At 31.3% G+C, this 16,081-nt stretch carries 13 protein-coding genes and 1 riboswitch; of the genes, 9 read left to right on the top strand and 4 right to left on the bottom strand.

Going from position 1 to position 16,081, the window contains the following annotated elements:
- Window positions 1-38 precede the first annotated feature (38 nt).
- Entirely contained in the window at window positions 39-227 is a 189-nt protein-coding gene (locus BUA92_RS14260; RefSeq protein ID WP_073020505.1) for a ferredoxin, read from the top strand.
- Window positions 228-262: 35 nt separating this feature from the next.
- Here BUA92_RS14260 and thiT read toward each other — a convergent pair whose 3' ends face one another.
- The 4 genes from thiT to BUA92_RS14240 form a co-directional block, all read right to left on the bottom strand.
- Window positions 263-970: an energy-coupled thiamine transporter ThiT gene (gene thiT, locus BUA92_RS14255; protein WP_073020504.1), complete on the bottom strand. Its 708-nt coding sequence runs from the start codon at window positions 968-970 to the stop codon at window positions 263-265.
- Window positions 971-1,045: 75 nt separating this feature from the next.
- Window positions 1,046-1,145: riboswitch (TPP riboswitch) on the bottom strand.
- A gap of 31 nt (window positions 1,146-1,176) precedes the next feature.
- A complete protein-coding gene (locus BUA92_RS14250; RefSeq protein ID WP_073020503.1) occupies window positions 1,177-1,386 on the bottom strand; it encodes a hypothetical protein in 210 nt (69 codons plus the stop codon).
- A gap of 67 nt (window positions 1,387-1,453) precedes the next feature.
- A complete protein-coding gene (locus BUA92_RS14245; RefSeq protein ID WP_073020502.1) occupies window positions 1,454-1,906 on the bottom strand; it encodes a PadR family transcriptional regulator in 453 nt (150 codons plus the stop codon).
- A gap of 276 nt (window positions 1,907-2,182) precedes the next feature.
- On the bottom strand, window positions 2,183-3,181 hold the full coding sequence (locus BUA92_RS14240; RefSeq protein WP_073020501.1) for a DUF3048 domain-containing protein: 999 nt from the start codon (window positions 3,179-3,181) through the stop codon (window positions 2,183-2,185).
- A 341-nt stretch (window positions 3,182-3,522) separates the two neighbouring features.
- Here BUA92_RS14240 and BUA92_RS14235 point away from each other — a divergent pair, with 341 nt between their 5' ends.
- The 8 genes from BUA92_RS14235 to BUA92_RS14200 all read left to right on the top strand — a co-directional run bounded on the left by BUA92_RS14235 (window position 3,523) and on the right by BUA92_RS14200 (window position 16,069).
- On the top strand, window positions 3,523-5,640 hold the full coding sequence (locus BUA92_RS14235; protein ID WP_073020500.1) for an anaerobic ribonucleoside triphosphate reductase: 2,118 nt from the start codon (window positions 3,523-3,525) through the stop codon (window positions 5,638-5,640).
- 360 nt (window positions 5,641-6,000) lie between these two features.
- Window positions 6,001-7,152 carry a homocitrate synthase gene (gene nifV / locus BUA92_RS14230; protein ID WP_073020499.1) on the top strand — a complete coding sequence of 384 codons (1,152 nt, stop codon included), beginning with the start codon at window positions 6,001-6,003 and terminating at the stop codon, window positions 7,150-7,152.
- 22 nt (window positions 7,153-7,174) lie between these two features.
- Window positions 7,175-9,097, top strand: coding sequence for an aconitate hydratase (locus BUA92_RS14225; protein ID WP_073020498.1), 1,923 nt, complete (start codon window positions 7,175-7,177; stop codon window positions 9,095-9,097).
- A 17-nt stretch (window positions 9,098-9,114) separates the two neighbouring features.
- Window positions 9,115-10,323, top strand: a complete 1,209-nt coding sequence (locus tag BUA92_RS14220) for an NADP-dependent isocitrate dehydrogenase (RefSeq protein ID WP_073020497.1) — start codon at window positions 9,115-9,117, stop codon at window positions 10,321-10,323.
- A 106-nt stretch (window positions 10,324-10,429) separates the two neighbouring features.
- Window positions 10,430-10,921, top strand: coding sequence for a hypothetical protein (locus BUA92_RS14215; RefSeq protein ID WP_073020496.1), 492 nt, complete (start codon window positions 10,430-10,432; stop codon window positions 10,919-10,921).
- A 104-nt stretch (window positions 10,922-11,025) separates the two neighbouring features.
- Complete coding sequence (gene nrdG / locus BUA92_RS14210; protein ID WP_073020495.1) at window positions 11,026-11,535, top strand: anaerobic ribonucleoside-triphosphate reductase activating protein; 510 nt, start codon at window positions 11,026-11,028, stop codon at window positions 11,533-11,535.
- Between the two features lie 21 nt (window positions 11,536-11,556).
- Window positions 11,557-13,869 (top strand): ABC transporter permease subunit, encoded by a 2,313-nt coding sequence (locus tag BUA92_RS14205; RefSeq protein ID WP_073020493.1) that lies wholly within the window; start codon window positions 11,557-11,559, stop codon window positions 13,867-13,869.
- Window positions 13,856-16,069 carry an ABC transporter permease subunit gene (locus tag BUA92_RS14200; protein ID WP_073020490.1) on the top strand — a complete coding sequence of 738 codons (2,214 nt, stop codon included), beginning with the start codon at window positions 13,856-13,858 and terminating at the stop codon, window positions 16,067-16,069. Before BUA92_RS14205 ends, BUA92_RS14200 begins: the two co-directional genes overlap by 14 nt.
- The last annotated feature ends 12 nt before the right edge of the window (window positions 16,070-16,081 follow it).

Genomic DNA, 16,081 nt, shown 5'->3' with positions numbered 1-16,081 from the left:
ATACTAATTTTGTTAGTAATATCACAGGAGGGAAAAATATGAATGCTATAGTAGATAAGGATACTTGTATAGGTTGTGGATTATGCCCATCAATTTGTCCAGAAGTTTTTGATATGGAGGATGATGGAAAGGCAGGAGTTATCTCAGATCCAGTTCCAGAAGGTGCGGAAGATAGCGCAAAAGAAGCTGAAGAAAGTTGTCCAGTTAATGCAATTAGCATAGAATAATAAAAAAGCAACCGTAAGGTTGCTTTTTTGCTATTCTAAGCTAGGTAGTTTTTGTTAGTTGCTTTTACTATTCTGTCTATAGGTAAAAATTTTATTATAACTAAACATATGATACCTTCTACCCCTACTAGTAGTCCATTTACAAAAAGTGAATAGACTATTGGAGACATTCCCTCTGGAGCAAAGCTTCCAAAGAAAGCAACACCAGATATAAAGTGACATATAAACCTGCCAAATATGGCGACAGAGGTTCCGAGTAGCTTATTTTGCTTAAAGAATCCAGCTAGTCCTAGGGCTAAAAATGGAAGTGGATAGTCAAATAGGACTTGTACAGGATGTAGGATATATGGATCCATAAACAAGGTTATTATTCCATATAAGAAACCAGTCAAAAAGCCTACTAAAGGACCATACATAAAGGCTATTATTAATATTGGAACCATACTTCCTAAGGTTACGCTACCGCCTTGAGGGAAGTGATAAAGCCTAAATACCTTAAGCACAGTTGCAAGAGCCAAGGCTATTCCAATCCTTGTTATCAATTGTGTAGTTATTTCGATTTTTTTAGCCTTTATAAGTACTATTAAAATAATTACACACCCTATAAGTGCAACTAAAGATAGCGGATGTTTAACTATCTCGCTAGTATTTGCTGGTAGATTAATAAAAATTTCTGCCAAGCTTTGAAAAAATTCTGTAAATACATCTTTAACATAAGTTAAAGCATCAGATAAATAATTCATAAAAACCTCCTTCTTTTTGTGCTTAAAGCGAAGAAGCAAAAAAACCGCAACCCAATAAGGTTGCGGCATATTATACTTTAGATACTATCGCTTCCCTACGCTGGTATTAACCAGATCAGGTAAAAGGGTTAATGTAAGACATCTCTCAGCCATTAAGGCACCCCTAGCACATGTTATTTTATTATATGCTTATAATATACTAGAAATTAGAAAAAATCAACTAACTTATCATTACTTATTTTATTTTGAGATACAGTACTTTCCTCTATGCCGTAAATGTTTGATGGATTTAGGTTAACTTCAGAACCAACTCTGCTGCCATAAGGAAGATGAGAAATGGATACATTAACACTTGTGCCATCTTCAAGTAGAATTACAGCATCATTGGAACTCATATCAATAATTTTACCTTTCATAATAAAAGCCTCCTAAAATAAGAATATACATTTAATATTCTTTATCTTAGGAGACTTTTATATACATTTAATATAAATCTGAGTAAATTATTTTAAATACTTTTAAAGCTTCTTGAATTTTGGGCTTAAGCAATTCTTTTCTTTCTAAAAACTCTGATTCGCCTAAAGGGGTAAGGGTATATATCTTTTGAAATTTCTTTTTTGGATCATCCCATTGACCCTCTATAAGACCTTCTTTTTCGAACTTTTTTAATATTGGATATATTCCTCCGGTTGATGGAACCCATAACCCTTTTGTTTTGTCACCAATCTTATGAGATATATCATTTCCGTTAGAAGGAGATTCGCTTAAGATGTATAGTACATAGATAGGTAAAAGGCCTTTAGTAAAAACTTGCCCAACAGCATTATTTTCTTTATGCACTTTTTTTAATTCAGATAGCTTTTGTTTATACTCATTATAGAGCCGCTTTTCTTCTGCTCTAATATCTTCTTTAGTATTAAAGCTTGAATTTTTCATTAAATTATTCCTTTTCCAAAGTTATTCCTATAAGACAAGGTCTGATAGTTGAAAGTTTTATATATGTAAGATACGTTTTCTGCAATTCTTTTTTTAATAATATTATATAGATATTCTAGGGAAATGTCTAACCTATATAGAAAATCTTTATATTTATAAGCTCTTATAGATGTAAAAGTTATTCATAAATTCTGGATCAATAATTGTTAAAAATTGTGGGATTTTTTATAGTAAACTAAATAAACTCCTAATAATTAAGGAGTTTATGATAAAAATTTATTCAATTGGGATAGTGACATCGTTAGAAATTATATGCCATATAGTATTACCTTTTGAAAGAGGAATCTCTGTATTGTTTGAATCTAAAAGCATAGTTTTAGAAGAATCTTTCCTCCAAGTACCCTTTACTATTTTTCCTTTAGAAAGTACATAAGCTTCACCTGAGCCATCTAATTTTATATTTAAGCGACCATCTTCCCTGGTTACTATATTAGTTTTTTGTATCACTATATTAGTAAATTTTAAAGCTTGATTTGTATTTGTATCTATAGCTTGTGTTCCATCCATTGATTTTACATAGTAGCCATCTTTAAAAACATAAGATGTGGAATAGTATTTATTTAATTTTAAAACTATCCTATCAAGTGGGTCTAAAATGGAGTTATCCCAATATTCGTTGCTAAAAACAAGACTATTATTTGGAGTGTAGGATAATTTTTTATCGTTTATATATTTTAAGAGTTTTTCTGAGGAGGTATATAAATTGTGAGGCGCTTTTCTCTTGTTGTCTCTACTGAAATAAGAGCCTTGAGCCATTTCATTTATGCTCATATAGGTGGAGTCTTTAGCTATGGTATCTAGTGCTTCTTGACTTCCTCCACAATGAGCAAATGGGAGATTAATATCTTTTGCAATAGAAATAAAATAAGGTCTTGCACTTCTTACTGGACCTATTTTTTCAACAGAATTTTTATGGAATAGGGCTATGAATCTAGGGATTCCCCCTTCTGCCATGGTTTCGTATATTATATCAGCGCCACTTAATCCACTTTGGGGTCTTGAGGAAGATGAATTTTCTACGATAACCATATAGGGTTTATTATTTAAAACTTGTTCTGATACTTCTTCACCTGTATATGGAGAGTAGTATTTTTGCTCAGCAACTACAGGGTCAGTAGAAGTATTTTCTTCTTCAACTTTTTTAGGTGATGAATTGGAACACGCTGTAAGTGGAATAATGACTATTAGTATTAGTGGTAACAATTTTTTAATCATAGTAATCTCCTTATAACAATGCATTTACATAATCTATATTACAATAATATTGTAATTATATTTATTTATGCATAGGTAGAGTGGAGAATTTAATTTTATACGATACTTTTCGAGTATATGTAGTGTGGTATAAAAGAAAAATGTTTCATTTTTTGCTAGCATTTACTCTCATAATTTTAAAATGTCAATGTGTGAAAAACTATAAAAAAACTTAAAAAAGAGAGTAAATAGAATATAGTAAATGCTATAACCTAAAAAGGGGAAATTTCGAAATTGTAAATAAATTTTTCCTAATATATAATAAACCAGGTACAAGATATAGTGTAACGGGGGTATAAAGAATGCTAGATGTTGTGAAAAGAGACGGTAGAGAAGTGAAATTCAATACTGAGAAGATATCTAATGCGATTAAGAGAGCGGCTGAAGAACTAGGAAGCCCATTAAGGGAAGGTCAAGTTATAGATCTTATTCAAAAGGTTATAACTTACATAGAAATGTCACAACAAGAGAAGGTAACTGTTGAAGAAATACAAAATCTTGTGGAAAGAGCACTAAAGGATAGTGGACTTCAAGATATAGCAAGTATTTATTCAACTTATAGAAATGAAAGAACTAAAGTTAGAGAAATAAAATCAGATTTAATGAATGCTATAAAAAGAATAGGAATAGAAACCGATAGAGATAATGCTAATGTTGGTAATAACTTTTCCTCTAAGCTTCTTAGGATTGCTTCAGAATCTAACAAGTGGCATAATCTTTCAAACATGCCTAAGCATTTAGCTAAGGCTCATGAAAATGGGGATGTTTATTATCATGATTTAGATTCATATAATTTAACTACAAACTGTCTTCATATTCCTACTAGGGAAATGCTTGAAAATGGTTTCAACACTGGATATGGAACTATAAATAAACCAAGAAGAATAGAGACAGCTGCAGAACTTTCATGTATATTATTACAATCAACTCAAAATGATATGTTTGGAGGTCAATCACATCCAGACTTTGACAACGATATGTCTATTTTTGTCGACCCTACAAGACAAGAAATTAAAGAAGAGCTGATGGGATATGGTTTAGAAGGGGATAAGTTAGCAGAGGTTACTGAAGAGAAACTTAAGGAAAGAGTACATCAGGCTATGCAAGGTGTTGTATATAACTTAAATACAATGCATTCAAGAGCTGGTTCACAAGTACCTTTCTCATCTATAAACTTAGGAATACCTGTTAATCATGATGCAGCATTAGTTTGTGAAATCTTCTTATTAGAATATGAAAAAGGATTAGGTAAGGGAGAACAACCTATATTCCCTAATATAATATTTAGAGTTAAAGAAGGCGTAAATAGGGCGAAAAATGATCCTTATCACTATTTATATAAAGTAGCTTGTAGAGTTGCAGCTAAGAGAATGAATCCTACTTTTATGAATATAGATGCAGACTTTAATAAAGAATATTATGATAAAGGATATATGCCTGCTACTATGGGATGTAGAACTTATCTAATGAAAAATGTAAATGGAGAACCAGGTTGTAAAGGAAGAGGAAATATAGCACCTACTACAATTAATCTTCCTAGAATAGGAATTCTTGCTAAAGGTGATGTAGATAAATTCTTTGAAATATTCGATGCACGTATGGAGTTAGCTAAGGAATCTCTTCTTCATAGATATAATGTATTAAAACACCTAAAGGTTAAAGATCTACCTTTTGTAGCTGGTCAAAACCTAATGAAAGGTGCAGAAGGATTAGCACCAGATGACTCTATAGAACCTATATTAAAACAAGGAACTTGGGGAATTGGATTTATAGGTTTAGCTGAAACACTTATAGCATTAACAGGGAAACATCATGGAGAAAGTGAAGAAGCTAGAGAGCTTGGAGTTAAAATAATAACTCACTTAAGAGAAACTGTAGATAGATATTGTGAAGAATATAAATTAAACTGGAGTGCCTATGCAACACCTGCTGAGGGACTAAGTGGTAAATTTATAAAACAAGATCAAAAAGTATTTGGAAAGATAAAGGGTGTTACAGATAAGGATTATTATACTAACAGTTATCATGTGCCTGTTTATCATCCTATTTCTATAAAGTCTAAAATAGATATAGAAGCTCCATACCATAAGCTTTGTAATGGGGGACATATAAGTTATCTTGAAGTTGATGATTGTCCTACTGGAGAAGCTATTATGGATATACTTGATTATGCTTATAAAAACACTAATATAAGTTATTTAGGAATTAACTTTCATATAAGATATTGTAAGAGCTGTGGAACTTATCTTCATAGTAATGAGGGAGCATGTACTAAATGTGGTTCAACTGATATTCAAGGAGTATCTAGAGTTACAGGTTACTTGAGCCTTGATGAAAGATTTGGTCCTGGAAAATATGATGAAAGAGAAGACAGAATAACCCATACAGAAAAACATAACAAGAACTATCATCGAGTATAGTGGATTTAAAAGGCTAAATGTACATTTATGTAGATTTGGCCTTTTGTTATTATAATAAGTTAAGTATATTATTATAAAAAAATTAAAATTCGTGCACATAAAAATTCTAATGACTGAAAGAAATAAATGAAAACTTGCAAAAAAAATGGAGTTGTTTATTATTAAAAAACTATAAACAATGCTTTAAAACGTTGAAAACAAAGGCTTTAGGGCGAAAATAAAAAATCTTGTTATTGATTATTAGTTATGATAGAATTGAATATAATGAAAGAAAAAGTATATTTATTGCATTTGGGAAACTGGAAATTACATTATTTACAAATTTGGGGTTTAGTAATTATTTAAAAGAGGGGGATTAAAATGCCTATTAAAGATCCAAGGACAGGAAAAGAGATTATTGTTGTTGACACTACATTACGTGATGGAGAGCAAACAGCAGGAGTGGTTTTTTCTAATCATGAAAAGATAGCTATTGCCGATTTATTAGATGAAATCGGGGTAGATCAGTTAGAAGTAGGAATTCCTACTATGGGCGGAGATGAAAAAGCTGCCATAAAGAAAATAGCACAAAGAGGCTTAAAAGCTTCTATTATGGCTTGGAATAGAGCTGTTATATCAGATATAGAACAATCTATTGATTGTGGAGCTGATGCAGTAGCAATTTCTATCTCCGTTTCGGATATTCATATTGAGCATAAGCTTAAAACCTCTAGAGAATGGGTTTTAGAAAGTATGCTTAAATCTGTAGAATATGCAAAGAAAAATGGTGTATATGTATCCGTAAATGGAGAAGACGCTTCAAGAGCTGACAGAGACTTTTTGGTTCAATTTATAACTGAGGCTAAAAAGGCGGGAGCAGATAGATTTAGATATTGTGATACTGTAGGAATAATGGAGCCATTTAAAATAAATAATGTAATAAAAGACTTAAGAGAAACTACAAACTTTGATATAGAAATGCATACTCACAATGACTTTGGTATGGCAACTGCTAATGCTATTGCAGGAATTCTTGGAGGCGCTACTCATGTAGGGGTTACTGTTAATGGACTTGGGGAAAGGGCTGGTAATGCTGCATTAGAAGAAGTATTTATGGCACTTAAACATGTTTATGGATATGAATTAGATGTAGATACTAAGAGATTTAGAGAGCTTTCAGAGTATGTATCAAGAGCTTCAGGAAGAGAACTTCCATCATGGAAGGCTATAGTTGGTACTAATATGTTTGCTCATGAATCAGGAATACATGCAGATGGAGCGATAAAGAATCCTAAGAACTATGAAGCTTTTTCACCAGATGAAGTAGGTCTTGCAAGACAATTAGTAATAGGTAAACATTCAGGTAGAGCTAGTATATTAAAGAAGTTTGAAGAGTATGGTGAAGAGCTTGACAATAAAGCTGCTGATTGGCTTTTAGAAAAGGTAAGAGAAACTTCTGTTAATCTTAAGAGAAGTCTTTTTGATAAGGAGTTAGTTCAGCTTTATAGAGAATACAAAAAAGTCACAAAATAGCAATAAGCAAGGAGGAATGAAAATGGGGGACAATTTAGTTTATAAAATCCTAAAATCACATTTAGTAGAAGGAAATTTAGTAGTAGGTGAACCGATAGGTCTTAAAATAGATCAAACATTAACTCAAGACTCAACAGGAACTATGGCATATCTTCAATTAGAAGCTATGGGTATTGATAAGGTAAAAACTAAAAGAAGCGTTGCTTTTATAGATCATAATATGCTTCAACAAGGTTTTGAAAATGCAGATGATCATGCATTTATACAAACAGTAGCTTCAAAATATGGAGTTCATTTCTCAAAACCTGGTAATGGTATATGTCATCAAGTATTTTTAGAGAGATTTTCAACACCAGGAGAAACTCTAACAGGTTCAGATTCTCACACTCCAACAGCAGGGGGAGTAGGAATGCTTGCTATGGGGGCTGGTGGATTAGATGTAGCTTTAGCTATGGGTGGCGGAGCTTATTATATAAACACTCCTAAAGTATGTAAGATAAATTTAGTAGGAAAGAGAAACCCAATGGTTGCAGCTAAAGATATCATATTAGAAGTACTTAGAAAACTTACTGTAAAAGGTGGAGTTGGAAGAGTATTTGAATATGCTGGAGAAGGCGTTAAAAACTTATCTGTTCCAGAAAGAGCAACTATAACTAATATGGGAGCTGAACTTGGAGCAACTACTTCTATATTCCCAAGTGATGAGAGAACTTTAGAGTATTTCAAAGCTCAAGGAAGAGAAGAAGATTGGATAGAATTTAAACCAGACGAAGATGCTGTTTATGATGAAGAAGTAACTATTAATTTAGATGAACTTAAGCCACTTGCAGCTAAACCTCATTCACCAGATAATGTTGAAGAAGTTGAAACTATAGGAAAAATAAAAGTAGAACAAGTAGCTATAGGAAGCTGTACAAACTCTTCTTATGAAGATTTAATGAAAGTAGCTAAGATTCTTAAAGGTAATAAGGTTCATCCAGAAGTTAGTTTAGTAATAGCTCCAGGTTCAAGACAAGTTATGGAGATGCTTGCTAGAAATGGTGCTTTAGGAGATATCATAAGTGCAGGAGCTAGAATTCTTGAAAATTCTTGTGGCCCATGTATAGGTATGGGGCAAGCGCCAGGAACTAATGGGGTTTCTTTAAGAACCTTTAACAGAAACTTCTACGGAAGAAGCGGAACTTTAACAGCAAAAGTATATCTAGTATCACCTGAAACAGCTGCTGTATCAGCTATAGAAGGATATTTAACAGATCCTTCAACTTATGATGTAGATATAAATGTAGAATTACCAGAAAGATTTTTAATAGATGACAGCATGATAATACCACCAGCAGAGGATGGAAGTAAGGTTGAAATTTTAAGAGGACCTAATATTAAACCATTCCCAGTTAATAAACCACTAGGAGAAGCTTTAGAAGGAAAGGCTATATTAAAGGTTGAAGATAATATCACAACTGATCATATTATGCCATCAAACTCTAAACTACTTCCATATAGATCTAATATTCCATATTTAGCTGACTACTGCTTTAATACAGTAGATGAGAATTTCCCTAAATATGCGAAAGAAAACAATGGTGGATTTATAGTAGGTGGAAGTAATTATGGTCAAGGTTCTTCTAGAGAACATGCTGCGTTAGCACCACTTTATCTAGGAGTAAAAGGAGTTTTAGTTAAAAGTTTTGCTAGAATTCATAAAGCTAACCTAATAAATAACGGAATAGTTCCTATGACGTTTATTAATGAAGAGGATTATGATAAAATAAACCACTTTGATGAATTTGTTATACAAAATGTTAAAGAAGGATTAAAATCCGGAGTACTAGAAATCACTAATAAGACTGGAGATTACAGCCTTAAGGTTAATGTAGAATTAACTCCAAAGGAAATAGAAGTAATTGAAGCAGGCGGAAGACTTAACTACGTAAAAATGAGTTCATAGAAGTGGGGGATAAATTAATGACAAAGATAGCTATGATAACTCCATTAGTTGAGATGGATGGAGATGAAATGACAAGAATCATATGGAAGATGATAAAGGATGAACTTTTACTTCCATTTATAGATTTAAAGACAGAGTACTATGATTTAGGTTTAGAATATAGAAATGAAACTGATGATAAGGTAACAGTAGATGCTGCTGAAGCTATAAAAAAATATGGTGTAGGGGTTAAATGTGCAACAATAACTCCTAATGCAGCTAGGGTTAAGGAATATAACTTAAAGGAAATGTGGAAGAGTCCAAATGGAACTATAAGAGCTATTTTAGACGGAACAGTATTTAGAAGTCCTATAATAGTTGATTCTATAAAACCTTTCGTAAGAACTTGGGAAAAACCGATAACTATAGCTAGACATGCATATGGAGATGTTTATAAAAGTGTTGAAATAAAGGCAGAAGGAAAAGGAACAGCTGAACTAGTATTTACATCTGAAGATGGAAAGGTGACTAAAGAAGTAATTCATACCTTCAAAGGATCTGGAGTTCTTCAAGGAATGCACAACACTAATGAATCTATAGAAAGTTTTGCTAGAGCATGTTTTAACTATGCTTTAGATAGAAAAGAAGATTTATGGTTTGCAAGTAAAGACACTATATCTAAAAAATATGATCATACTTTTAAAGATATATTTGAGGAGATTTATGAAGCAGAGTATAAAGCTAAATTTGAAGAAAAAGGGATAGAATATTTCTATACACTAATAGATGATGCAGTTGCAAGAGTAATGAAATCAGAAGGTGGATTTATATGGGCTTGTAAAAACTATGATGGAGATGTTATGAGTGACATGGTAGCTACAGCTTTTGGTTCTTTAGCTATGATGACTTCAGTATTGTTATCACCAGAAGGTTATTATGAATATGAAGCAGCTCATGGAACTGTTCAAAGACATTACTACAACCACTTAAAAGGACAACAAACTTCAACTAACTCCATGGCCACATTATATGCGTGGACTGGAGCTTTAAGAAAAAGAGGAGAACTTGATAATATTCCAGAGCTAATAAGTTTTGCAGATAAACTTGAGGAAGCCTCAATAAAAACTATAGAAGAAGGAGTAATGACTAAGGATTTAGCATCATTATCTTCTATAGAAAACATAAAAACAGTAAACACAGAAGAATTTATAAAAGAAGTAAGAGCTAGATTAGAAGCGCTGCTTTAATATTTAAGAAGAACTTAGAGAAATCTAGGTTCTTTTGTTTTGAAATATAGTATAATATTGGTAGTGTTGTTTTTAGAGGGGAATATAATTATGAGGGGGATTTTTAGTGGGTAAAAGAATGAGGTTGATATGTGTAATTATATTAGTATTTATTACTGGTATAATTGTAGGAAGTTATATCGGCGCTAGAAATAATGAGGTAGTTACTTATAATTTTGATGTAATAGGAGAAGATTTAATACTTAGGAACTTTACCTTAGTTACATTTGAAAATAAGTATTATATTACGAGTGATACTAGAATAGAGAAGAGAAGTGCATCAAAAAGTGAAATAAATAATTGTATTTTAGAGATATCTCGAGATGCTGAAGTATTAATGAGTTCAGGTTTTAGTTTCCAAAAAGAAAGTGTAGTGATGACTGATATAAAACGTGGAGACGATTATTATGAATTGTTTAGCGATAAATTATCATCTACAAAAGAAAAAATAACTAAAGCCAAAGAAATTCAAGTGAAATTTAATTACACCATAGACGGCGTAGAAAAAGAGGATATAAAAACTGTAGAGTTAGATAAGCATATAGATAAAAAACTTTAAGATAATTAAGGGAATGCCAAAACTAAAATTTCTAGGGTATTCTCTTTTCTATTTAAATTTATGCTAAAATTAAATAATACAATTTAGAGCATGGAGTGAAGAAAATGGATAGAAACATAAGATTATCAGGCATAGCCTACGAGTCATTAGTTAATGGTCCTGGGATTAGAAGAGTATTCTTTTCACAGGGGTGCATACATAATTGTAAGGGGTGTTTTAACCCAGATACTCATCCTTTCACAGGTGGAGAACTTAGAGATATGGATGAACTTATACAAGATGTAAAAGAGAACCCTATGATAAAAGGAATTACATTCTCAGGTGGAGATCCTTTTGAGCAAGCAGATAAATTTTCATATATGGCTAAGGAATTCAGAGATTTAGGATTAAATATATGGTCTTATACGGGCTATAAATTTGAATACATATTAGCCCACTTAGATAGGAGAGAAGGGTGGAGAGATTTAATTAACTGTTTAGATGTGCTTGTAGATGGAAGGTTTGAACTTGAGAATAAGAAAGATGGATTAAGATTTAAAGGGTCATCTAATCAAAGGATAATAGATGTGAAAAAAAGCTTAAATACAGGTGAAATAATAGAGATAGAAATATAGGACTAATTAGGAGGAGATATTGTGTTAAAGTGGGGCAGAGGGCTAGCAGGATTTTTTGCATGTATAATTATTGTTGCGGTAGTGCTGGTTCAAATAAATATACATAAGTTTAATAATGCATTTGAAGTAAATAATGTAGCTAAAAATACAGAAGAGTTATCAAAATTAGAAACTAATGAAGATAAGGTTAAATATATAGAAAATTATTTTGAAAAGTTAGGAACCTCTCCTGGTGGTGAGGAAGGGACTTATCTTCAGAATTTTAATACAATGATTCCAGTATATAATTCTACACCATCACTTTATATAAAAAATAATGATTCTGTAGTTAGAAGTTTTGTGTATGGTGAGGATTTTAGGGAATCTTTATTAGGGTTTGGTGGAAATGGAGATGTTAGTGGGAAAATATATTTACTTGAAGATAATATGTCTTCATTGTCTAAAGATATATTAAAAAATAACATAATCCTTAGTAGTAGAGCGCTAACAGATGAAGATATAGATTATGCTGTTAATAATGGATGTAAAGCAATAATGATGATAGATCCAGATGTAAGTAAAAAAGAGAGTGTAGATACAAGGTTAAAACAAGCTAAGTCTACTATTATTTATAGAGTATCACAAAGATTATTTAGTGAGCTTAGTAGTAACTATATAAATAATTTAGATGCTCACTTAAAGGTTGATGTTTCTTTTAAGATGGAGAGCAGTCCTAATATTCTCTCTAAAATCCACGGAAAGAGCAAAAGTGCTGGATATAGTATAATATCAGCTCACATATCTGATGATAATTCAGGGATAGCATTATTAATGGAATATGCAAGAGTACTTAAGATGCAGGATAATACTCCTGAAAAAACTATTGTTTTTGCTGTTTGGAATAGCTTTGATGAAGGAATGAAAGGCTCTAATTATTATGTAGAAAATCCAATATATCCATTAAAGGAAACAGAAGTATTTGTTTTAGACGATGTTGCTTCACTTAACAGTAGAGTAATGAATATCTCTACTTATGGGAAAGCCGGACAATTCATAATGAACAAATTATCAGATTATGCAATGCATAGGGGAATTAGACCCAATGTGACAAATGACATATTATATAATGATAGCAAGACTTTTTTATTAAAAGATACTCCAGCTGTTCTTATAAATGGAGATAGATCAGGTGGACAAGTTAGTAGTTATGAATTTTTTCAGCAAGGAGACTTCGCAGATGCAGGACAAGTACTTTTAAACTATATTCAAAGAGATATATATAAAGATTGGTCACAGGGAATGATTCAAAGCAAAGAAAAAAGCTATATAATAACATTTGTAATAGTATTTTTAATAATGTACCTATTTAAATCTGTATATAAAACTAAGCCCTCAATCAAGTTATTAGGAATAAGCGCAGAGAACATTTATTATTCGAGTATATTTAATGTTATAGATAAAATAGTAAATGGGGCTGCTCTAGTAGGGGTAATAATATTTATAACTGCATTTATTGTTTATATTCCAAGTAGCTTTGATTTGGTTAAATACAATGGGAGCTATATATCAAATCATTCTATATATTTTTCTTTTGAAAGTACTATTGAATATATAAGAAATTTTTTTGATAAAGGTTTAGGAAAAACAGATAGTGGTTTTTCTGTAGCATTTATCATCAGCTTTTCAATAATAAAAAGTATAGGCTTAATATTAAGCTCGGTAATATTAGCTTTTATAGTTGGAACTTCCATAGGGATAATAAGTTCTTTTAAAAACAAAAAAAGAGGAAATATAAGTTTTATAGGCCCAATAGCAATGTTGTCTTTACCTGATGTTTTAATAGCTATATCTGTTCAGCTTTTATTTATAATACTTCGTCAGAACAACATACTGCACTCAGGTAGTAGTGAGTTAACTAAATTTTTACTTCCATTTATATCTTTAGCAATAATTCCAACGGCATATATATCGAGAATTGCTCAGATTGCAGTAAAGGAAGAAATAACTAAAGATTATATAATGGCAGCTAGGGCGAAAGGTCTATCAACTTTTAATATTCTAAAGGATCATTTGTTAATAAGTGTAGCTATAAAGGTTGTTGAGACTTTACCTTCAGTATTAAATATCATAGTATCAAATGTAATAATTGTTGAGTATGTATTTTCATATCCAGGAATAGTATATCAGTTATTTAGTTATTTTAAGGATTATGATATTAGGACTTGCGTTGGATTAATAATTGGAATAGGAGTTGTCTATTTTATTCTAACTGCTATATTTAAAGGTTTGTCTATAATAATTAATCCATTTAAAAGACGTGCTATGATTGGAGGTAAGCAAAATGAAAAAGCGTAATCTACCTCTTATATTTGGAGGTTTTATAATAGTAATTTTAGCAGTAGTAGTATTATTTCCAAGATGTTTTACAAGTGACAATCCTTATGTAATGGAAGGCGTTAGGGCTACTATACAAAAAAATGTAGGATTATCATTACAAGGAGCACCTTTTGCACCATCTAAAGAAAATATATTAGGAACAGATCAGCTTGGAAGGGACATACTTAGTCTTATAATATATGGAACAAGACTAACTTTAGAATTAGGATTTTTTATAGTATTAGGAAGATTTTTAGTTGCAATACCATTAGGAATAGCAGCTGGATTTGGCAATAACTTATGCAAATCCATAATAAATTTCTTTAGCTTAATATTTAGTGCTATACCGGCATTAATTATAAGTCTTTTTGTCCTTAATATAAGTTTCTTTAAATCTTTAGATAAAAATCAGTCAATATTAGCCTTTGTAGTAGTTCTTACTATTGTTGGTTTTGGTAAGTTAGCTGAACTTATAAGAGAAAGGGTACAAGGAATATTGTCAAAATCATTTATAGATGGAGAGAAAGCTATAGGTAAAAGCAATTTAGATATAGCTATGAAAAATGTTTTACCCCATCTTTCAGCAGAGATAATGGTCCTAGTATTTATGGAAATGGCATTAGCCCTATCAATGATAATGGAGCTTGGTTACTTTGGAATATATGTAGGAAATTTAAGAGTATTTCAGGATACAAATGTACCTATAAATATAAGCTTTGAGCCAGAATGGGCAAGCATGCTATCAACTTCTTTGCCATATATAACCAAATTACCTTGGATGGTAATTTCACCAGCATTAACATTCTTTATAAGTATATTTGGATTTAATCTCTTTGGAGAGGGTCTTAGAGAAAAACTTCAAGGAAAAAATTCTAAAGTTGGGATAAGAAATATTCCTAAGAAAGTTTATAAACCTGTAGCAGCATTTATGGCAGCAATATTAATAGTAGGTATATTTAATTTTGGAGTTAATACTTATAAAACTGGAAAGGCTAAAAAACAACTTTCATCTATTATGGATTGGGAGTTTAAGGATCAGGTAGTTATAGGAAGTGAAGAAGCGGATTATACAGCTAATAATCTTAAAAATTCCCTACAAGAAATAGGATTAAGTCCAGTAGGAGAAGATTATATAAGTAAATATGATATTGATAAGTTAAAAGTTATAGATAGTTACTCTTTTGAAGTAGATTCAGATAGTTTAGTATTAGGAAGAGATTTTTCAGTGATTTCAAATAAAGACTTTTCTATAGAAGGAAAAGTTTATAAAGATGAGGCGCTAGACTTATTTACTATAAAAGATTTTAGCATATTTGATGGAAAGTTATTGGTTTTAGATGAGGATGTTTATTCGAGAGAAACTATAGCAGATTTTTCAAACATAATTAAAGAAAAGTCAAAGGCTTTAGGGGTAATAGATGTAATATCAAAAAATGAAAAATTACCGAATTCTATTACTGGAGAAGAAAGTAAGGATAACGTGATATATTTAACTAAGGATTCAGGAGAAAAGCTAAAACATGATAGTAATGTTTCCATATCTATAAAAACTAAAACTTTAGAAGGCTCTGGAAAAAATGTTTTAGCAATGATTCCAGGAAGTAATAAAAATCTTTCTGAGCAGGTAATAATTATTAGCATGGGTTATAATTATTTAGCTTCTGATAAGGAGTCCTCAGCTAAAAAGATGGACATGATGTTAGAGATAGCTAAAAGATTATATGATAATAAAGAGAATCAAGGAAGAAGTATAATGTTTGCCTTTTGGGATGGTAATTTAACAGAAGAATATTCTGGAGTAAAGAAGTATGTGGCAAAACCAGCTCAATCACTAGAATTTGCAAATATTAATGTTGATTTAACCAATATGGATGTAAAAGGAGATACACTAACCTTTGATGAAGCCCAGGTTCCAGTAACTAAGTATTCTTCATGGGGTTTTAATCATCAATTCCAATTAAATCTTAAGGGGAAAGGATTTAATATTAATCAATATGTAAATAAGAAAAAGGTAGCTGAAATTGTTAAAAATCCTAATTCTCAGCAGGTAATGTATTATGTGGGGGCAGTGCCTACAATATCAATGTTAGGCAGTGGAGAAAATAATACAAACAAGGATCTTATAGAGAAAAAATTTGTGGATGTATTAGTATCTTCAATTTCGAAAATAAATTATTAGTTGGGGGTGAGA

The organism is Clostridium intestinale DSM 6191 (assembly GCF_900130055.1).
Classification (GTDB): Bacteria; Bacillota; Clostridia; order Clostridiales; family Clostridiaceae; genus Clostridium_T; species Clostridium_T intestinale.
Note: the sequence above shows the minus strand (reverse complement) of the source record. Positions and strands in the feature narration are given on the sequence as shown.